General features: G+C 71.8%; 18 protein-coding genes and 1 pseudogene. 15 read left to right on the top strand and 4 right to left on the bottom strand.

Annotated features, from left to right (window positions below):
- The first annotated feature begins 106 nt into the window (after positions 1-106).
- The 5 genes and pseudogenes from ABH928_RS31780 (at position 107) to ABH928_RS31760 (ending at position 5,058) form a co-directional block, all read left to right on the top strand.
- Positions 107-910, top strand: coding sequence for a response regulator transcription factor (locus ABH928_RS31780; protein WP_370072128.1), 804 nt, complete (start codon positions 107-109; stop codon positions 908-910).
- Complete coding sequence (locus tag ABH928_RS31775) at positions 897-2,078, top strand: sensor histidine kinase (RefSeq protein ID WP_370072127.1); 1,182 nt, start codon at positions 897-899, stop codon at positions 2,076-2,078. The genes ABH928_RS31780 and ABH928_RS31775 overlap by 14 nt, the downstream gene beginning before the upstream one ends.
- 104 nt (positions 2,079-2,182) lie before the next feature.
- Positions 2,183-2,647, top strand: coding sequence for a cupin domain-containing protein (locus ABH928_RS31770; protein WP_370072126.1), 465 nt, complete (start codon positions 2,183-2,185; stop codon positions 2,645-2,647).
- 69 nt (positions 2,648-2,716) lie between these two features.
- Positions 2,717-3,679 (top strand): annotated as a pseudogene (gene cofD / locus ABH928_RS31765) (2-phospho-L-lactate transferase); the annotation flags it as partial.
- 65 nt (positions 3,680-3,744) lie between these two features.
- Positions 3,745-5,058 carry a coenzyme F420-0:L-glutamate ligase gene (locus tag ABH928_RS31760; protein WP_370072125.1) on the top strand — a complete coding sequence of 438 codons (1,314 nt, stop codon included), beginning with the start codon at positions 3,745-3,747 and terminating at the stop codon, positions 5,056-5,058.
- A gap of 236 nt (positions 5,059-5,294) precedes the next feature.
- On the opposite strand, the gene ABH928_RS31755 is transcribed toward ABH928_RS31760, so the two are convergent.
- Positions 5,295-6,305, bottom strand: coding sequence for a DNA-3-methyladenine glycosylase (locus tag ABH928_RS31755; protein WP_370072143.1), 1,011 nt, complete (start codon positions 6,303-6,305; stop codon positions 5,295-5,297).
- A 74-nt stretch (positions 6,306-6,379) separates the two neighbouring features.
- Between ABH928_RS31755 and ABH928_RS31750 the strand changes: the two genes are divergently transcribed.
- The 3 genes from ABH928_RS31750 to ABH928_RS31740 all read left to right on the top strand — a co-directional run bounded on the left by ABH928_RS31750 (position 6,380) and on the right by ABH928_RS31740 (position 9,261).
- On the top strand, positions 6,380-7,144 hold the full coding sequence (locus ABH928_RS31750; protein WP_370072124.1) for a TIGR03089 family protein: 765 nt from the start codon (positions 6,380-6,382) through the stop codon (positions 7,142-7,144).
- 179 nt (positions 7,145-7,323) lie between these two features.
- Positions 7,324-8,487, top strand: a complete 1,164-nt coding sequence (locus ABH928_RS31745) for an LCP family protein (protein WP_370072123.1) — start codon at positions 7,324-7,326, stop codon at positions 8,485-8,487.
- A 273-nt stretch (positions 8,488-8,760) separates the two neighbouring features.
- The gene (locus ABH928_RS31740) at positions 8,761-9,261 is read left to right on the top strand and encodes a LytR C-terminal domain-containing protein (RefSeq protein WP_370072122.1); all 501 of its coding nucleotides are present in this window, start codon (positions 8,761-8,763) and stop codon (positions 9,259-9,261) included.
- 70 nt (positions 9,262-9,331) lie between these two features.
- Here the strand turns inward: ABH928_RS31740 and ABH928_RS31735 are convergent, their stop codons facing one another.
- The 3 genes from ABH928_RS31735 to ABH928_RS31725 all read right to left on the bottom strand — a co-directional run bounded on the left by ABH928_RS31735 (position 9,332) and on the right by ABH928_RS31725 (position 12,170).
- Positions 9,332-10,354 carry a glycosyltransferase family 2 protein gene (locus ABH928_RS31735; protein ID WP_370072121.1) on the bottom strand — a complete coding sequence of 341 codons (1,023 nt, stop codon included), beginning with the start codon at positions 10,352-10,354 and terminating at the stop codon, positions 9,332-9,334.
- A 116-nt stretch (positions 10,355-10,470) separates the two neighbouring features.
- Positions 10,471-11,271, bottom strand: a complete 801-nt coding sequence (locus ABH928_RS31730) for a ZIP family metal transporter (protein ID WP_370072119.1) — start codon at positions 11,269-11,271, stop codon at positions 10,471-10,473.
- Positions 11,272-11,426: 155 nt separating this feature from the next.
- The gene (locus ABH928_RS31725; protein ID WP_370072118.1) at positions 11,427-12,170 is read right to left on the bottom strand and encodes a GntR family transcriptional regulator; all 744 of its coding nucleotides are present in this window, start codon (positions 12,168-12,170) and stop codon (positions 11,427-11,429) included.
- A gap of 244 nt (positions 12,171-12,414) precedes the next feature.
- Here ABH928_RS31725 and ABH928_RS31720 point away from each other — a divergent pair, with 244 nt between their 5' ends.
- The 7 genes from ABH928_RS31720 (at position 12,415) to ABH928_RS31690 (ending at position 19,597) form a co-directional block, all read left to right on the top strand.
- On the top strand, positions 12,415-13,578 hold the full coding sequence (locus tag ABH928_RS31720) for an ABC transporter substrate-binding protein (RefSeq protein ID WP_370072117.1): 1,164 nt from the start codon (positions 12,415-12,417) through the stop codon (positions 13,576-13,578).
- Positions 13,575-14,459, top strand: a complete 885-nt coding sequence (locus tag ABH928_RS31715; RefSeq protein ID WP_370072116.1) for an ABC transporter permease — start codon at positions 13,575-13,577, stop codon at positions 14,457-14,459. The genes ABH928_RS31720 and ABH928_RS31715 overlap by 4 nt, the downstream gene beginning before the upstream one ends.
- On the top strand, positions 14,447-15,370 hold the full coding sequence (locus tag ABH928_RS31710) for an ABC transporter permease (RefSeq protein WP_370072115.1): 924 nt from the start codon (positions 14,447-14,449) through the stop codon (positions 15,368-15,370). The genes ABH928_RS31715 and ABH928_RS31710 overlap by 13 nt, the downstream gene beginning before the upstream one ends.
- Before the next feature lie 114 nt (positions 15,371-15,484).
- Positions 15,485-16,663, top strand: coding sequence for an ABC transporter ATP-binding protein (locus tag ABH928_RS31705; RefSeq protein ID WP_370072114.1), 1,179 nt, complete (start codon positions 15,485-15,487; stop codon positions 16,661-16,663).
- 181 nt (positions 16,664-16,844) lie between these two features.
- Positions 16,845-17,519, top strand: coding sequence for an HAD family hydrolase (locus ABH928_RS31700; protein ID WP_370072113.1), 675 nt, complete (start codon positions 16,845-16,847; stop codon positions 17,517-17,519).
- A 33-nt stretch (positions 17,520-17,552) separates the two neighbouring features.
- Complete coding sequence (locus ABH928_RS31695; RefSeq protein ID WP_370072112.1) at positions 17,553-17,879, top strand: multidrug efflux SMR transporter; 327 nt, start codon at positions 17,553-17,555, stop codon at positions 17,877-17,879.
- Positions 17,880-18,169: 290 nt separating this feature from the next.
- Positions 18,170-19,597, top strand: a complete 1,428-nt coding sequence (locus ABH928_RS31690; protein WP_370072111.1) for a nucleobase:cation symporter-2 family protein — start codon at positions 18,170-18,172, stop codon at positions 19,595-19,597.
- Positions 19,598-19,602 lie beyond the last annotated feature (5 nt).

Raw genomic sequence — 19,602 nt, 5'->3', positions numbered from 1 at the left:
ACCGGGGCTGAGCGGGACGCGTGCCGGGTCCGGCGCACTCCTTACGGAACGCGAACACTCCCGCCGTCCGGGGGATCTTCCGCCCGGGACCTCCTACCGTGGAGGGGTGACCGAACCATCCGCCGCCGCGGCTCCCGGCCTGCCGACCCCCGTGGCACGCCGTGTCCTGGTCGTCGACGACGACCCGACCGTGTCCGAGGTCGTCGCCGAGTACCTGCAGCACGCCGGATACCTGGTCGACCGCGCCGAGGACGGCCCGACCGCGCTGGAGCTGGCGGCCGTGCTCGGCCCCGACCTCATCGTGCTGGACCTGATGCTGCCGGGCATAGACGGCCTGGAGGTCTGCCGCAGGCTGCGCGCCGAGCCCGCGACCAGCGGCACCCCGGTGGTGATGCTGACCGCCAAGGGCGACGAGCACGACCGGATCCTCGGGCTGGAGCTCGGCGCGGACGACTACGTCACCAAGCCGTTCTCGCCGCGCGAGCTCGTGCTGCGGGTCCAGTCCGTGCTGCGACGCAGCGTCGGCGGTCCGCAGACCGGAGCGACCTCCGACGACGGCAGCCGCCCGCTGCTCGCGGGTGACCTGCGGCTCGACCCGGCCGCTCGCCGCGCCTGGCGCGCCGACCGCGAACTGGCACTCACGCTGCGCGAGTTCGACCTGCTCGCGTTCCTGCTGGCGCACCCCGGCACCGCGTTCGGACGCGAGGAGCTGATGCGCCGGGTCTGGGGCTGGGACTTCGGCGATCTGTCCACGGTGACGGTGCACGTCCGCCGACTGCGCGAGAAGGTCGAGGACGACCCGGCCGCGCCGCGGTTGATCACCACCGTCTGGGGCGTCGGCTACCGTTTCGACCCGGCCGGAGCGCCCGGCCGGGCGGCGGAGACGGTGGTGCCCGATGCACAGCAGTGACGTGTGGGTGGTGGCCGGCTACGCGGCCCTCGGCGCGGCCGTGGCCGGCCTGCTGGGCTGGCCGGTCGTGCTGCTGCTGCGGCGCCGTTCGCTGTCGTGGTCGCTGTTCATCGTCGCGCTGGTGACCGTCCTGGCGGTCGCGGCGGCGACCATCGCGGTCGCGCAGGCGATGTTCCTCTCCCGGCACGACTTCCTCGTGGTCGTGGTGGTGCTGTGCATGGCCTCGCTGGTCTCGCTGCTGGTGACCTGGCTGCTGGGCCGTCAGGTGACGCTCGGCAGCGCGCAGTTGCAGCGCGCCGCGCGGACCGTCGGCAGCGACGAGGGGTTCACCGCGCCCGTCGGCCCGTTCAGTGCCGAACTGTCCGCGCTGGGCGCGGAGCTGGCCGCGACCAACGCCCGCCTGGCCGAGTCGCGGCAGCGCGAGCGTGCGCTGGAGGCGTCCCGGCGCGAACTCATCGCCTGGATCTCGCACGACCTGCGCACTCCGCTGGCCGGACTGCGCGCGATGGCCGAGGCGCTGGAGGACGGTGTCGCCGACGATCCGCAGCGGTACCACTCCCGGATCCGCACCGAGGTCGACCGGCTCACCGGCATGGTCGACGACCTGTTCGAACTCTCCCGGATCCAGGCGGGCGCTCTGTCGCTGACGCTCTCCCGCGTCTCCGCCTACGACCTGGTCGGCGACGCGATAGCGGGCGCGTACCCGCTGGCGCAGGAGCGCGGCGTCCGGCTGGTCGGCGACGGCGTCGCGCCGGTGCCGGTCGACGTGGACCCGCGCGAGATGACCCGCGTCCTGGCCAACCTGCTGGGCAACGCGATCCGCGCGACCCCGACCGACGGCACGGTCGCGGTCGCCGCCCGCGCGGACGACGACCAGGTCGTCCTGACCGTCACCGACACCTGCGGCGGCATCGCGGAGTCCGACCTCCCCCGCGTCTTCGAGACCGGCTGGCGCGGCGCCCCCGCCCGCACCCCTCCGGCCCCGTCCTCGACCCCCTCCGGCACCGCCTCAGGCGCAGGCCTCGGCCTCGCCATCGTCCGTGGCATCGTCGAGGCCCACTCCGGCCGCGCCTCCGTCCGCAACGTGCCCGGCGGCTGCTGCTTCGAGATCACCCTCCCGACGGCGGCGACCCTTCCCACGCCGGTGCCGGTGACCGGCGGCACGTGACGTGGCAGGCGGAGCTCGCACGGCGGCAGCGTCGAGCTGAGCGCTGCGGCTCGCCGGGGGTGGCAGCGCGGGCGGTCCGAGCAGCGCCCTGGGAGGATGCGGAGATGCGCGCGGAGGAGCTGGTCGAGTCGCTCGGGCTGGAGCCCCACCCCGAGGGGGGCTACTACCGGCGGATCTACACCAGCCCGCACCCGCACCCGACCCCCGGTGGGACGCGGCCGACGGCGACGTCGATCTACTACCTGATGACGGACCGTCAGCCGGACGGTCGGCTGCACCGGAACCGAAGCGACATCCTGCACTTCTTCCTGGAGGGCGACCCCGTCGAGTACCACACCGTCGACGCGGACGGGCGGCTGCGGGTGCAGACGCTGGGTGGCGGCGCGGGCGTGCGGCATCTGCTGGTGCCGGGTGGGTGGTGGAAGGCGTCGCGGTTGCCGGAGGGAGCGCGGTACGCGCTGGTCGCGGAGGTGGTGACGCCCGGGTTCGACTTCGCCGACCACGAGTTCGCGCGGGAACAGGACCTGCCGCAGGCGCATCGCGCCGCGCTGCGGGCGTTCCTCGGGTGATGGGGTCGTGAGGCCTCGGGTGAGGGCTGCTGCTCTGTCTCCGCTGCCACGCCTGCGAGGATAGGCAGCATGCGCATCACGGTACTGGCCGGAGGAATCGGCGGAGCGCGCTTTCTGCGCGGGCTCAAGGCGGCGGTCGGTGAGACCGACGAGATCACGGTCATCGGGAACACGGGCGACGACATCCACCTGTTCGGGCTGAAGGTCTGCCCCGACCTGGACACCGTGATGTACACGCTCGGCGGCGGCATCCACGAGGAGCAGGGCTGGGGTCGGGCGGACGAGACCTGGTCCGTCAAGGAGGAGCTCGCCGCGTACGGGGTCGGCCCGTCCTGGTTCGGGCTGGGTGACCGGGACTTCGCCACGCACATCGTCCGCACCCAGATGCTCGGCGCCGGATATCCGTTGAGCGCCGTCACCGAGGCGCTCTGCAGCCGCTGGGAGCCCGGCGTCCGGCTGCTGCCGATGTCCGACGACCGCGTCGAGACCCACGTCGTCATCGAGGACCCCGAGCAGGACGGCAAGCGCCGCGCCGTGCACTTCCAGGAGTACTGGGTCAAGCTCCACGCCGCCGTCCCCGCCCAGGCGATCCTGCCCGTCGGGGCGGAGACCGCGAAGCCCGCGCCCGGCGTGCTGGAGGCCATCGCCGAGGCGGACGTGATCCTCTTCCCGCCGTCCAACCCGGTGGTCAGCATCGGCACCATCCTGGCCGTCCCCGGCCTGCGCGAGGCGATCGTCGCCGCCGACGCGCCCGTGGTCGGCCTCTCCCCGATCATCGGCGGAGCGCCGGTGCGCGGCATGGCGGACAAGGTGCTGGAGGCCGTGGGCGTGGAGACCAGCGCGGCCGCCGTGGCCAAGCACTACGGCCCGGGGCTGGTCGACGGCTGGCTGGTGCACACCACCGACGCGGACGCGGTGGCCGAGGTCGAGGCGGCCGGGATCAGCTGTCGCGCGATGCCGCTGCTGATGACCGACGTCGACGCCGCGGCGGAGATGGCCCGCGAGGCACTGGCGCTGGCCGAGCAGGTGCGCGGCGACCAGGCGAGCAACGGACAGGCGAGCAACGGGCAGGCCGCGAACGGGGAGACGGAACGCGGATGAGCGTCGAGACCGTGGAGATCGTCGGCGTCGACGGACTGCCGGAGGTCGCCGCCGGGGACGATCTGGCCGAACTGCTGCTCCGCGCCGAGGGGTTCGCGCCCGTCGACGGTGACATCCTGGTCGTCACCTCGAAGGTCGTCAGCAAGGCCGAGGGCCGGCTTGTCCAGGCGGACGACCGCGAGGCGGCGATCGACGCCGAGACCGTGCGCGTCGTCGCCCGCCGTGGCCGGACCCGGATCGTCGAGAACCGCCAGGGGCTGGTGATGGCCGCCGCCGGGGTGGATGCGTCCAACACCCCGCCAGGGACCGTGCTGCTGCTGCCCGAGGACCCCGACGCGTCGGCGCGGGCGCTGCGCAAGCGCCTGCACGAGCTGACAGGGCGCCGCATCGGCGTGCTGATCACCGACACCTTCGGCCGCCCCTGGCGCAACGGCCTCACCGACGTCGCGATCGGCGCGGCGGGCGTGCGGGTCCTGGAGGACCACCGCGGCCGGTTCGACAACCACGGCAACGAGCTGGCGCTCACCGTCACCGCCGTCGCGGACGAGCTCGCGTCGGCGGCCGACCTGGTCAAGGGCAAGACGTCCGGCCGCCCGGTCGCGATCGTGCGCGGCCTCGGACACTTCGTCACCGACCCGGACCAGGACGGCGACGGCGTCCGCGCGCTGATCCGCCCGGCGGCGGAGGACATGTTCCGGCTCGGCACCTCCGAGGCGATCCGCGAGGCCGTCACCGGACGCCGCACGGTCCGAGCCTTCACCGACGAGCCCGTCGACCCGGCCGCGGTCCGCCGCGCGGTCGCCGCGGCGATCACGGCTCCGGCGCCGCACCACACCACTCCGTGGCGCTTCGTCCTGGTCGAGAGCCAGGACGCGCGCACGCGGCTGCTGGACGCGATGCTCGCGGCCTGGAACCGCGACCTGGTCGACCTCGACGGCTGGGACCCGGAGCGGGTCGCCAAACGCGTCCGTCGCGGGGACGTGCTGCGCAACGCGCCGTACCTGGTCGTGCCGTGCCTGGTGATGGACGGCTGCCACGCCTACCCCGACGAGCGCCGGGCCGCGGCGGAGCGGGAGATGTTCGTGGTGGCGATGGGCGCGGCGGTCGAGAACCTGCTCGTGACACTCGCGGGCGAGGGGTACGGCTCGGCGTGGGTGTCGTCGACGATGTTCTGCCGCGACACGGTCCGCGAGGTGCTGGCCCTCCCGGCGGAGTGGGACCCGATGGGCGCGGTCGCCGTGGGGCGGACAGCGGACGCGCCGAAGGTGCGTGAACCACGCGATCCAGAAGCCTTTTTGACGGTCAGATAGTTGCAGTTACCTCCAGGGGCGCGGGGCTCTGCTGACGTGCGGCTCCGCCGCGCGGGCGCGAGACTCACCGTGTGCGGATTGCCCTGCTCGTTCTGGGCTCTTCCTGCGCGGGTGGCTTAGCGCGCAGTTCCCCGCGCCCCTGACAGTGCAACCACCTGCGGGAGCGAACCCCACCTTGTCCCGCCCACGCGGCGGAGCCGCACATCTGCAGAGCCCCGCGACCCCAGGCAGTGCAACTACATCTCGCGGAGATCCAAAGGTGCGTATCGGGGCGCGCGGCGGGGCGCACCCACGTGCATGGTGTGGAGGAGCCTGCAGACGCGGTAGCGATGCGGGCGGTACGGCTCCAGCAGTTCCAGCATCACCGCGTCGTCGCTGCGCTCGCGTCCCGCGAGGGCCCAGCCGACCGTGTTGGGCAGGTGCAGGTCGCCGACCGACACCGCGTCCGCGTCACCGTTGCTGCGTTGCAGCGTCTCCGCCGCCGTCCAGACGCCGATGCCGGGGATCATGGTCAGTCGGGCCTCCGCCTCGGCCGGGGGCATCACTGAGGCCTCCTCAACGCGCGGGGCGACCCGCGCCGCGCGGACGATCGTCGCGGCGCGCTTGCCGTCGACGCGGGCCCGGTGCCAGGCCCAGGACGGGATCGTCGCCCAGTCCCGCGCCGCCGGGGGCGCGTACATGTGCGGCGGGACCTCCGCGTCGCCCGGCGCGGGCTCGCCGTATGTGCGGAGCAGCGTGCGCCACGCCTCGTACGCCTCGCCGGTGGTGACCTTCTGCTCCAGGATCGCCGGGACCAGCGACTCCATGACCAGCCCGGTGCGGCCGATCCGCAGTCCCGCGTGGCGCGCGTGCGCGTCCCGCAGCAGGCGATGGCCGTGCGGGTCGAAGGTGGACGGGTCGTCCTCCGCGCCCAGCCAACGTGGGACCGCGTCCAGCAGCCACGGCGCACCCGCGCCCCACGCGGTCGCCTCGACCGCGCCCTCGGCCGGGCGGGCCCGCAGCCGCAGCGTCCCGACGCCGGCGGGGGTGCGCGAGACCCGCCACAGCGCGCCGTCGCGGTCGCGACGGTAGGACGGGTCGAGGGGGCCGCGACGGAGAAATCCGAAGGTCAGGGCCAGGTCGAGCGGTCCGTCCGGCCGCCACACCCGCGTCGCGCAGGAGGTCGGGCGCGACGTCGGACGCGGCGTCCCGCCTGTGGTTCCGCGCCTTCGCGCAGGCGCTCCGGTCCCGCTGTTCACCTGAGTCAGGCTACCTGCACGGAAAGTTCGACGGTGGGGGTCTGGTCTCTTCGCACCGGTCACGCCGTAGGCTGGGCACCACCATGAGCCAGACACCCTTCAGCGGCGCAGAGACCCCCGCCGATCTGCTGCGCTCCCTTCTCGACGCCGATCCGGCCCGCCCGTTGATCACGTACTACGACGACGCCACGGGCGAACGCGTGGAACTGTCGGTCAAGACGTTCGACAACTGGGTCGCCAAGACCGCCAACCTGCTCCAGGACGAGCTCGCCGCCGCGCCCGACGACAGGGCCGCGCTGATGCTGCCCGCGCACTGGCAGACCGCGATCTGGCTGTTCGCCTGCTGGTCGGTGGGCCTGCTGGCCTGTCCCGGCGGCGACCCGGCCAAGGCACAGCTCGTCGTCAGCGGCCCCGACCACCTGGAGGAGGCCCTGACCTGCGAGGGCGAGCGCGTCGCGCTGGCGCTGCGGCCGTTGGGCGGGAGATTCCCGCAGTTGCCGGCCGGCTTCCTCGACTACGCCGTCGAGGTCCCGGCACAGGGCGACCGCTTCGTCCCGTACGCCCCCGTCGATCCGGGCCGCCCGGCGCTGGAGATCGACGGCGAGCAGCTGAGCGGCTCCCACACCGTCTCCCTGGCGGCCGAGCAGGCGCGGCAGTTGGGCGTCGGGCCGGAGGACCGGGTGCTGAGCATGCTGTCGTACAGCGACTGGGACGGCCTCGCGGGCGGGCTCCTCGCCCCGCTGGTCGCCGGCGCGAGCGTGGTGCTGTGCCGCAACAGCGAGAAGCTGCACCCCGACAAGCTCGCTCGCCGCGTGGCGGAGGAGAAGGTCACCCGGACTCTGGGCTGAACTGGTGCAGGCGGGGACGTTGCACTGTCCGGGGGCGCGCGCCCTCGAGGTGGATGCAATGTCCCCCGCGCCCAGAACTGACTGGGTGTCACCCGAGTGGATCACTCAGGAAGTGCCGCGCGGACCGCAGGGCGATGATCGGTGGACGGCTTCATCGATCCCATGACCCGGGGGGCTCCGTGCCGGACGGTCCGATCCGCACGCCGCGCAAGCGGGTCCTGCGTTGGCTGGCGGCCGGGCTCGGCCTGTTGCTGGTCGTCGCCGTAGGCGCAGCGTGGATCGGCTACACCGCGCTGAACTCCAACATTCGCACGGACTCGACCACCGGGCGTCTCCTCGGGCCGGACTCGTCGCGGCCGACGCAGGCGAACGCCGCGCAGAACATCCTGGTCATCGGCTCGGACTCGCGCGCGGGCGCGAACTCCTCGTACGGGAGCTCCGCCGGGGCGCGCTCGGACACCACGATCCTGCTGCACATCGCCAGGGACCGGCGCAGCGCCGTCGCCGTGAGCCTGCCGCGGGACGCCATGGTCGACGTGCCCGCGTGCACGCTGCCGGACGGGCGGGTCACCGACCCCTACTTCGGGATGTTCAACTCGGCCTTCGAACAGGGCGGCACTGCCTGCACCATCCGTACCGTCGAGGCGCTGACGGACATTCGGATCGACCACTTCGTGGTGGTCGACTTCACCGGGTTCAAGAAGATGGTCGACGCGATCGGCGGGGTGCCCGTCTGCCTGAACGCGCCCGTCACCGACAAGGACGCGAACCTGGACCTCCCGGCCGGGCGGCAGACCCTCGACGGCGAGCAGGCCCTCGGCTACGTCCGCGTGCGCTACACCCTGGGCGACGGCAGCGACACCGCACGGATGGGGCGTCAGCAGGACTTCCTCTCCTCGATGGTGCAGCAGGTGGAGAGCTCGGGAGTGCTGCTCAACCCGACCCGGCTCTACCCGCTGCTGGACGCCGCGACCTCCGCGCTGACCGTCGACCCGGGACTGAACTCGCTCGACAAGCTCTACGACCTCGCCTCCAGCCTCTCCGACATGCCGTCAGATCGGACCACCTTCCTGACGGCCCCGCGCGAGCCCTACGCGTACGACCACAACCGCGACCAGTTCAAGCAGCCGGACGCCGGCCGGCTCTTCGAGCAGCTGCGCAACGACCAGGCCGTCTCCGTCTCCGTCACCCCGGCCGGCACCGCGCCGTCCAACACCGCGCCGTCCAACACCGCGCCGTCCAACTCCGCATCCGTCACGGCGGCTGCGACCGCGACCGTCGCGTCCCCCGCGCCGACGTTCAGCGGGCGTACCGGATCGCAGGACATCTGCGGCGCGTCGTAGGCCTGAGTCACCCCACCGGGTGAGGGGTGGCGTCTGCGCGCCGGTCGGTACCGCCGCTCCCGCTACGCTGGGCGCCGCAGGCGCAGGGTGCAGGGCCGGGCAGAATCGGAGCGGTGCGTGGGGACGCGGGGCAAAGGCGGCAAGGGCAACGGACGGCGAGCCGACTCGTCGCGCGCCCGCACACGCTCCAGACGTTCCGGCGGACGGGCCGCGCCCCGTCGTGGCACGCACAGCGGGCCATGGCTTGCCGCCGCGGCCGGATTCCTGGCACTGATGGTGATCGGCGGCTTGCTGCTGCTGCACGGCGCCGGCACGCCGAACGCCGCAGCCGCCATCGACGCGACTGCGACCGGGACCGGGACCAGCGCGCCCGTGAGCCCCACCGCGCCGCCACCCTCACCCGTCTGCACGCCGGAGCCCGCCGACACGGCGTTCGCGTACGCCGGGCCCAAGGCGCAGCCGATCGACGTCCGGGTCACCGTGCTCAACGGCAGCGGCACGTTCGGGCAGGCGGAGGCCGTGCTCAGCTGGATGCAGAACACCGTCAAGTACCTGCGCACCAGCAACGGCGGCCCGGCCCCGCACAACCAGCCGCTGACCACGCTCGTCTACGCGCCGAACCACATCGCCCAAGCACGGACCCTGGTCGCCGCGCTGGGCCTGCCCGCCGCGTCCCTGCACGGGAACGGGACGTCGAAGGGGCTGCGTGACCCGATGGTGCTGACCCTCGGCGCGGACTTCCACGGCGTCGGCAAGGCGTTCTCCGCCTGCTGAGCCGAGCCCAAGTCGCTGGGCCGCTGCACCCGCTTTGCCTGCTGGGCCCCTGGGCCCTCGGGCCCGAGGCTCAGTCGCGCTGCGCGGTCGTGCTCGCGATGACGCGGTTCGCCAGCGAGCGCGGGCTGGTGAGGAAGCCCCAGCCCCAGGACATGTGCATGGTGGCCAGGGCGACCGGCAGTTGGGCGCGGGCTGAGGCCGACAGGCCGCGGCCCTCCTTGACCGAGCCGAGCAGGATCGCCGCCGCGTAACCGCCCGGCAGCACGAAGGCGACCGGCGTCAGCGCGACCCCCGCGACCAGGCCTACCGCACAGCCGAGCAGGGCCGCCGGCGGGGCGAGGTAGCGGAGGTTGACCGAGCCGCGGTGGTAGCGGGTGACCACGCGACGCCAACGCCCGTAGTCCTTGTACTGCTTGGCCAGGGCCCGGACGCTCGGGCGCGGACGGTAGGTGACCTTGAGGTCCGGCGTGAACCAGATCAGTCCGCCGTCCTGCCGGATGCGGTAGTTGAGCTCCCAGTCCTGGGCCCTTATGAACTCCTCGTTGTAGCCGCCCTGTTGCTCCAGCACCCGACGCCGGAACACACCCAGGTAGACGGTGTCGGCCGGAGCGGCCTCGCCACCGGTGTGGAAGGCGGCGTTGCCGACACCGATCCGGGAGGTCATCGCGGCGGCGACGGCCTTCTCCCACTCGGTCTCGCCCTCGGCGTTCATGATCCCGCCGACGTTGGCCGCGTCCTTCTCGTCGAGCAGCCGGACGGCGGTGGCGATGTAGCCGGGGGTGAGCAGGCCGTGCCCGTCGACGCGCACCACGATCGGGAAGCGCGAGCCCTCGATCGCCGCGTTGAGCCCGGCGGGGGTGCGACCGGTCGGGTTGGGGACGGTGCGGACCTCGCGGGAGGTGCCCGCGGACTCGGCGACCAGGGCGGCGGCGATCTCGTCGGTGTTGTCCGTCGAGGGCCCCAGCGCGATCACGACCTCGATGTCACCGGGGTACTCCTGCTCGAGAATCCGCTCCACGGCGGTGCGCAGGTGCCGGGACTCGTCGAGCACGGGCATGATCACGGAGACGGCTGGCGTGGGCGTGAGGTCCATAGTGGGGCCACGGTACAGCGCCTGCCTGTGACGTCACCAACCCCGTACGAGGACGAGGTGGTCGGCCCGCGTCCCGGCCCGCGCCCAGGCCCGTGTCCCGGCCTGCGGCCGGAGGCTCAGGCCCCGGCTGCGGTGACGACGGCGTCGGTGACGAAGCCGGCGATCACGCCCGCGAGGATGCCCCAGGTGACGAGCTCCTTCATGGCCGCCTTGCGGGCCACCGCGAGCAGCTCGATCACGACGTAGAGGATCGAGCCCGCCGCCAGGGTCAGGAAGCCGATGGAGAGCGTGTCGTTGACGACCGACTGGCCGACGAGCGTGCCGAGGAAGGTCGGGCCGCCACCGATCAGGCCGAGCACGCCGAGCCTGCCCCAGCTCGGGCGGGTGCCCTCCGCCGCCAGCGGGGCGACGATGCCGAAGCCCTCGGTCGCGTTGTGCAGGCCGAAGCCGATGATCAGCAGCACGGCGAGCTGGAGCTCGCCGGAGGCGGCGCTGTTGCCGATGGCCAGGCCCTCGGCGAAGTTGTGCAGGCCGATGCCGACGGCGATCATCATCGACAGCATGCCGAAGCGGGACCGCCCGCTGCCGCCGACGCCGGGCTCGCCCGCCGCCGCAGCCTTGCGGGCCATCAGCCGGTCGAAGTAGACGAGGCCCAGCAGGCCGACGCCGAAGCAGGCGAAGAAGACCAGGCCGTTGCCGGTCGCCGAGGCGTAGTGGTGGTCGCCGAGGGCGCTGTCGATCGGGTCCCACGCATGGGTCAGCACGTCCCAGATCAGGAAGACCAGGATGCCGATGGCAACGGCGTTGAGCAGCGCGCGGGTCCGCGGGAGCGGCGCCTTGAGGCGGCCGACCGGGAGGCCGAGGTAGATGGTGAAACCGGCGACGGCACCCAGCAAGGTGATCTCGGTCGAGGACATGCGGGGCCTCCCGACGGCAAAAGAGCGCAGAGCGGGAAGGCGCCTGCGGCGAGTTAGGTTACCCTAAGCATCTTCCCCGCCGAAACCCCCCGCCGCGCCCCCGAACGGTGCAACTACCCCGTGCGCAAAGGCTGCTGTATGCGCAAAGGCCGCTGTCAGTTCTGGCCGGACTGCCGCGCCAGCGGGTTGGAGCCGATGGAGTTGGCCACGGCGAAGCTGACCGTCCCGGAGACGTAGCGGTCGTCGGACCACTCGATCGGGCGGCCCGCCGGGGTCGTCGTCATGCGGCGGATGCGCAGCAGCGGGCTGCCGCGACGGATGTCGAGCAGGCGGGCGTCCTCCGCGCCGGCTGCGACCGCGTCGATCACGTGCTCGCCGTAGGCGAAGATCATTCCTATGTCGTCGTAGAGCGCCTGGACCACGGACTCGCACTCGGCGGGCAACCGCTCCACCGCGTCGGCCATCCACTGCGCATAGACGTTGCGCTCCAACAGCACCGGATCCCCGTCGAGTCCGCGGACGCGGAGCACCTGGAGGACCTCCTCGCCCGGCGAGATCTGCAGTCGCTGGGCGTCCTCGACGTTCGCGGGGCGGCGGAACTGGTGGATGACCCGGCCGGTGGCCGTGTGGCCCATGGCCTTCGCCCACTGGGCGAAACTGCGGAGTTCGGCGAAGCTCTGGCTGCGGCGGCTTCCCAGGACCACGCGGCGGGCGCCCTGACGGGAGCCGATCCGGCCCTCCGCGGTCAGCGCCGCAACGGCCTGGCGGACGGTGCCGCGGGAGACCGCGTAGCGGGCGGAGAGCTCCGTCTCGGTGGGCAGCATGCCGCCCACCGGGTACTCCCCGAGATCGATGGCCTGCCGCAGCGCGTCGGCAATCTCCTCGTGCCGTGCTGCCACAGTGCGCTCCTCCGGTCCGTCCCTGTTCTACCCGCTGCTCCACCCACCGTCCGGTTCAGGACAGCGGCGTGATCGTACCGTTATGTGCGCGACCAGCGAAATCCCGTCCAGGGCAGGGGAATCCGACAGGAAATCGAATACGGGTGTTGATACGCCGTTAACCATTCGGTCACCATACTCGGGCGTACTGTCATCGACTTGTTCGGACAAGTGATCTGCACTGACGCCCCCTCAGGAGCCCATCGTGACCTCCACCCCCGCCCGGGCCGCCGCGCTGACCGGCGTACTGGTCGCCTCAGCCCTCGCGCTCACCGCTTGTGGTTCCGCAGCCTCCGTCAACGGCGGCAGCGGGTCCTCCTCCGACTCGGCCAAGGCCTCCACCGCCACCTCCGTCGCCGACTTCGGTGGGATGAACCAGCTGATCGCGGCCGCGAAGAAGGAGGGTCAGCTCAACGCCATCACCCTGCCGAGCGACTGGGCCAACTACGGCACGCTGATGGCCGAGTTCACCAAGAAGTACGGCATCAAGATCAACGATGAGAACCCCGAGGGTTCCAGCCAGGACGAGATCAACGCGATCACCACCCGCAAGGGCCAGGACCGCGCGCCGGACGTCGTCGACGTGGGTGGCGCCTTCGCCGTCACCGGCCAGCAGCAGGGCCTGTTCGCACCGTACAAGGTCGCCAACTTCGCCGAGATCCCGGCCGGCCAGGCCGCCACGGACGGCACCTGGTACAACGACTACGGCGGCTACGTCTCCATCGGCTGCAACGCCGGCAAGGTCAAGCAGTGCCCGAAGACCTTCGCGGACCTGCTCAACCCCGCGTACAAGGGCATGGTCGCCCTCGACGGTGACCCGACGCAGGCCAACGCGGCCTTCTCCGGCGTCTTCGCCGCTGCCCTGGCCAACGGCGGCTCGCTGGACAACGTCCAGCCGGGCATCGACTTCTTCGGCAAGCTGCGCAAGGCGGGCAACTTCAACCCGGTCAAGGCCACCCAGGCCACCGTCGAGTCGGGCGAGACCCCGATCGACATCGACTGGGACTACCTGAACGCCGGCTACGCCGCCGAGTTCCAGTCCAAGGGCATCACCTGGCAGGTCAACGTCCCGACGGACGGCCTGTACGCGTCCTACTACAACCAGGCCATCAACAAGTGGGCGCCGCACCCGGCCGCCGCCCGCCTGTGGGAGGAGTTCCTCTACTCCACCGACGGCCAGAACGGCTTCCTCGGCGGCTTCGCCCGCCCGGTCCTGTTCGACGCGATGAAGAGTGCGGGCACCCTGGACAGCGCGCTGGCCGCCAAGCTGCCGGCCGTCTCCGGCACCGCCCCGATCCCGTCGCAGGCGCAGATCACCGCCGCCAAGGCCCTGGTCGCCTCCAACTGGTCCAAGGCGATCGCCGGGTGACCACCGCTCCCCTGAGCGCGACGCCCGCCCGCCGCCGCCTGCGCAAGGCGGCGGCGGGTCGGCTCGCCGTCGTTCCGCTGCTGCTCTTCGTCGCCGTGGCCTTCGGGGTTCCCGCCCTGGCCATGGCCTACGGTGCGTTCACCACCTACAACCCGGGCCAGCCCAGCCACTACACGATGGGCAACCTGTCCGCCTCGCTGCAGGGCGGCTACCTCGACGCGCTGATCGGCAGCGTCAAGCTGTCCGCGCTCTCCGCGCTGATCGCCGTCGTGTTCGGGCTGATGCTGGCGCAGGCCGTGGTCACCTCGCGGTTCCGGCTGCTGCGCCACGCGGTGCTGAGCGCCTCCGGCGTGCTCGCCAACTTCGGTGGCGTGCCGCTGGCCTTCGCGTTCATCACCACCCTGGGCAACGCCGGTGTGCTCACCACCAAGCTCCACCTGGACCAGCACGGCTGGAGTCTCTACTCCTTCAACGGCCTGACCCTGGTCTACCTCTACTTCCTGATCCCGCTGATGGTGCTGAGCGTCATCCCCTCCCTCGACGGCCTGCGCCGCCAGTGGCGTGAGGCCGCACAGAACAACGGCGCGACGACCTGGCAGTACTGGCGCCACGTGGCCCTGCCGGTGCTCCTCCCCTCGCTGCTCGGCGGGTTCGTGCTGCTGTTCGGCTCGGCCTTCGCCGCCTACGCGACGGCCGCGGCCATGGTCGGCGCGAGCGTGCCGCTGATCACGCTGCAGATCGCCACCGCGCTCAACGGCAACGTGTCGGCCGACGCCACCAACGTGGCCCTGGCCATGAGCCTGGACATGGTGGTCATCGCCACCCTGGTCATGGTCATCTACCTCCCCCTGCAACGCCGGAGTGCCCGATGGCTGGTGTGACCGTCCCCGCCCCGTCGACCAAGACCGGCCCGGTCGGCGCGGGCGATGCCCGTACCCCGGGCCGCCCGCAGCCGCGCGTGCTGGCCCGACTCGGCCGCATCCGCTTCGGGCGCGCCGCGGTGCTGCTGATCGCGGGGCTGTACTTCCTCACCCCGATGCTGTCGACGCTCTACTTCACCGTCGACAACTCCCCCTCGGGCTTCAGCCTCGACGCCTACAAGCAGATCTTCAGCGTCCCCGGCCTCTGGCCCGCGCTGCAGCTCTCGCTGCTTCTGGCGGCCGGCACCATCGTGCTGGTCTACCTGTTGCTGGTACCGACCGTGGTCGCGGTCCGGCTGGGCAGCCCGAGGCTGCGCACCGTCGTCGAGCTGACCTGCACCCTGCCGCTGGTGGTCCCCTCGATCGCGCTGACCGCGGGCATCACGGCGGTGCTGCGCTGGTGCAACGACAACCTGATGCCGACGCCGTTCTACAAGACGTTCGTCCTGGCGCAGAGCGCCAACTTCCCTGTGGTGCTGCTGCTCGCGTACGTGGTCATGGCCCTCCCGCTGGCCTACCGCACGCTCGACGCCGGGGTGCGCGCCCTGGACGTCCGCACACTGCTGGAGGCCGCGCAGAACAACGGCGCGAGCCGGGCCCGCGCGATCGTCACCGTGATCCTGCCGAACATGCGCTCCTCCCTGCTGAACACCGCGTTCATCACCCTGGCGCTGGTGCTCGGCGAGTTCACCGTGGCCTCGATCCTCGGCTACGTGCCCTTCGCGGTCTGGATCGTCAACGGCAACAGCGCCGGGCAGGGCCCGGTGACCGTGGCCGTCTCCATCGTCAGCCTGCTGCTCACCTGGCTGCTGCTGCTCGTGCTGTCCGCCGGTGGCGGACGTCGCAAGGCCGGCGCGAACGAGACCAACTGACCACCACCGCAGCCCCGCTGAGTCGCAATGCAATGAGCCGCACTGAGCCGCACCGCAGTGAGCCGCACCGCACCACCGCCCCAGCTTCACCTCCGAGGAGTCCCAGGAGTGTCCATGACCACCGACCCCGCGTCCGCGACGTCCGTCGCCGCCGTGCCGTCCCCTGCGGGGCCGACGGACGGCACTGCTGCCACTTCGGTTCCCAGCAAAGCACCCGCCACTGACAGCGCTGCTGCCGACGGCAACGGCAGCGGTGCCACGGTCCGGTTCGTCGGCCTGCGCCGCACCTTCGGCGCCACCGTCGCGCTCGACGGCCTCGACCTGACCGTCAACCCCGGCGAGCTGCTGGCCCTGCTCGGCCCCTCCGGCTGCGGCAAGACCACCGCGCTGCGGATGCTGGCGGGCTTCGAGGCTCCGGACTCCGGCCAGGTCCTGGTCGACGGCGAGGACGTGACCCACATACCTGCGCATCGCCGTGACGCGGGCATGGTGTTCCAGTCCTACAGCCTCTTCCCGCACCTGAACGCCCGTGACAACGTGGCCTTCGGCCTGAAGATGCGCAAGGTCGGCACGGCCGAGCGGCGCAAGCGCGCCGAGGAGCTGCTTGAGCTGGTGGGTCTGCCGACCCACGGCGACCGCTACCCGCACCAGATGTCCGGCGGCCAGCAGCAGCGCATCGCGCTGGCGCGCGCCCTGGCCCTGCGCCCGCGCGTGCTGCTGCTCGACGAGCCGCTGTCCGCGCTGGACGCGAAGGTCCGCGAGAACCTGCGCGAGGAGATCCGTCGCCTCCAGCAGGAACTGGGCATCACCACGCTCTTCGTGACCCACGACCAGGAGGAGGCGCTGTCGATGGCCGACCGCGTCGCCGTCATGCACGCGGGCCGCCTGGAGCAGTGCGACACCCCCGCCGAGCTGTACGCCCGTCCCGCGACGGCGTTCGTGGCGGAGTTCGTCGGCACGATGAACCGGATCCCTGGTGTCGTGAACGCCGACGGCAAGACCGTCGAACTCCTGGGCCAGCGGCTGCCCGTGGAGGCGGGCGGCGAGGTCCGCGGGGACGCGGACGTGCTGATCCGCCCGGAGAACGTCCTCGTCACGGCGGGCGGCGGACAGGGTGCGGTCATCACCGCCAGCATGTTCCTCGGCGCGAGCACCCGCCTCACCGTCCAGCTTCCTGACGGTACGTCAGTCAAGGCGGACCTCTCCACCCACGACGCGGCGAGCCTGCCCGCGGGCACGGGCGTGACCCTGAGCCTGCCGGAGCGCGCGGTCCTCGTGGACGCACGACGCTGAGTTGCAACCCCCAGGGGCGCGAGGAACTGCGCGAGCAACCACCGACACGCGGATGGCCCTGCTCGTTCGGGGAGTCACCACTCACAGTGGCTTGTCGCGCAGTTCCTCGCGCCCCTGAACAGTGCAAATACCTCACAGCGCACTTCCATCCCAATCCTCCCTATACGAAAGGCGGAGCCTCGTGCCCAGCCGCGCCACCCTGCAGGCAGTCCTGTTCGACATGGACGGCACCCTCGTCGACACCGAAGGGCTGTGGTGGCAAGCGGCAGCGGACGAGGCGCGGACGCTCGGGCTGACATTGGGGGACGACGACGTCCCCGACGTCCTCGGCCAGGCCGTCGCGCACACCGCCGCGTACCTCTTCCGGGTCAGCAACCGCGCGCGCAGCGAAGCGTCGATCGCCGAAGGGCTGGACCACCGCTTCGTCGCGCTGGTCGCGCAGCAGGTCGTCCCGCTGCCCGGCGCGCTGGAGCTGCTGGACGGGCTCGCGGACGCGGGCATCGCCACCGCCCTGGTCTCCGCCTCGCCGCGGCACGTCGTGGACCTCGTGCTGGACGCCCTCGGGCGGCGTCGCTTCGCGACGTCCTTCGCGGCCGGGGAGACGCCGCAGACCAAGCCTGCGCCGGACCCCTACCTCGCCGCCGTGAACGCGCTCGGCGCCTCGCCGGGCTCCTGCATCGCCGTGGAGGACACCCCCACCGGCGTCGCCTCCGCCGAGGCCGCCGGGGTGGCCGTCGTCGCCGTGCCGTCGCTGACGCCGATCCACCCCGCCCCGGGCCGCACCGTCGTGCGCAGCCTGCTCGACGTCGACCTGGCACTGCTGCAGCGCCTGTTGGACGACACCGCCGCCGCCTGAGGCCCGGCGCCGACGGGGAGGTACTTTCCGATCATGCCTGCACTGTTCCTGGCTCTCGCCATCAGCTCGGAGATCTGCGCGACCGTCTCCCTGAAGTACACCTTCGGCTTCACCCGGCTGCTCCCGAGCATCGTCGTGATCCTCGGCTACGTCGCCTCGTTCGCGCTGCTCAGCCAGGCACTCAAGCAGATCCCGGTGAGCACCGCGTACGCGATCTGGTCGGGCGCGGGCACCGCCGTGGTCGCGGCGATCGGGTTCGTCTTCCTCGGGGAGGGCGTGAACCTGTGGAAGGTGCTCGGTGTCGCGCTGATCATCGTCGGTGTGGTCGCGCTCAACCTCGGTGGCGCCACGCACTCCTGATCTTCGCACTCCCGATCTTCACCTCGGCTTGCGCGCCGGGGATCTCCACCAGCCGGTGGTCACCCGTTGAGGGTGGCTGCCGGCTTCGGCGTTTCCGGGCTCGGCTCACGCGCCCCGGGGCCGGCCCCGACAGGCCTCGACAGGCCTGCACGCCACCTTAGACGATCATCCAAATGATGACACATTCTGTTGACGCACCCCTTGGCCACACCTACGTTTTCCTTCAATCGAAATGCGGATACCACATCGCGGAATTTTGCCTCGCCCCGGCCACCCCCAGGAGGTCCCGAGTGCCTGCCTCTCCCGCGCCCCACCCCGTCGAGACCCCACCATCCGGGACACCGGGAACCCACCCGGTCGACGAACTCCTGTCCCCTCCCAAGCTCGTCGCCTACGGCCTGCAGCACATCGCCGCGATGTACGCGGGCGTCGTCGCCCCGCCCCTGATCGTCGGCACCGCCTGCGGGCTGACGGGCGCTGAGCTCACCCTCCTGATCGGCGCGGCACTGCTCACCTCCGGCCTGGCCACGCTGCTGCAGACGCTCGGCGTCTGGCGGGTCGGCTCCCGGCTGCCCTTCGTCAACGGCATCAGCTTCGCCGGCGTCGCGCCGATGCTGTCGATCGTCAAGCAGTCCCATCCCGGTCAGGCGCTGCCCGCCATCTACGGTGCGCTGCTGATCGCCGGTGCGGCGACCTTCTTCGTCGCACCCTGGTTCGGCAAGCTCAACCGCTTCTTCCCGCCCGTGGTCAGCGGCACGGTGATCACGCTGATCGGGCTCTCGCTCTTCCCGGTCGCGGCAGGGTGGGCCGAGGGCGGCAACTCCGCCGCGCCCGACTACGGCTCGGCGTCCAACATCGCTCTGGCGGGCGTGACGCTGCTCGTGGTGCTGGTCCTCAACCGCTTCCTCGCCGGGTTCCTCGGCTCCATCTCGATCCTGCTCGGCCTGGTGGCCGGAACGCTGCTGGCGATCCCGCTGGGCAAGAGCAACTTCGGTGCGATCAGCCAGGTTCCGGTCTTCGCGGTCCCGTCGCCGTTCCACTTCGGGGCGCCGACCTTCCAGGCGGGCGCGATCATCTCGATGCTGATCGTGATGCTCGTCTCGATGACCGAGAGCACCGCCGACCTGCTCGCCCTCGGCGAGATCGTGGACCGCCCGGCCGACGCCCGCACCATCGAGGGCGGCCTGCGCGCCGACGGCGCGGCAACCGTGCTGGCGGCCTGTCTCAACGGCTTCGCGGCCACCGCCTTCGCCCAGAACATCGGCCTGATCGCGCTCACCAGAGTGCGCAGCCGGTTCGTGGTGGCCACCAGCGGCGTGATCCTGATCCTGCTCGGCCTCTTCCCGGTCGCCGGTGCGCTGGTCAACGTGGTGCCGCAGCCGGTGCTCGGCGGCGCCGGACTGGCGCTGTTCGGCACGGTCACCGCGAGCGGCATCCGGACGCTGACCGCGGCGAAGCTGGAGGAGAACGGCAACCTGCTCACCGTCGCCGTCGCACTCGGTTTCGGCGTGCTGCCGATCGCCGCGCCCACCTTCTACGCACACTTCCCGCAGCTGGTGCAGACGGTGATGAACTCCGGGATCAGCGCGGGCTGTCTGGTGGCGATCACCCTGAACGTCTTCTTCAACCAGCTCGGACGACGCAAGCCCACAGCGCCTCCACAGCTGCCGTTGGTGGCCGACATCACGCCCGACCGGGCCGGAGCACCGACCGGGTAGAGTCC

The sequence above is a fragment of the Streptacidiphilus sp. MAP5-3 genome (assembly GCF_041262505.1).
Classification (GTDB): domain Bacteria; phylum Actinomycetota; class Actinomycetes; order Streptomycetales; family Streptomycetaceae; genus Streptacidiphilus.
This window is presented reverse-complemented; position numbering and strand designations above follow the sequence as displayed.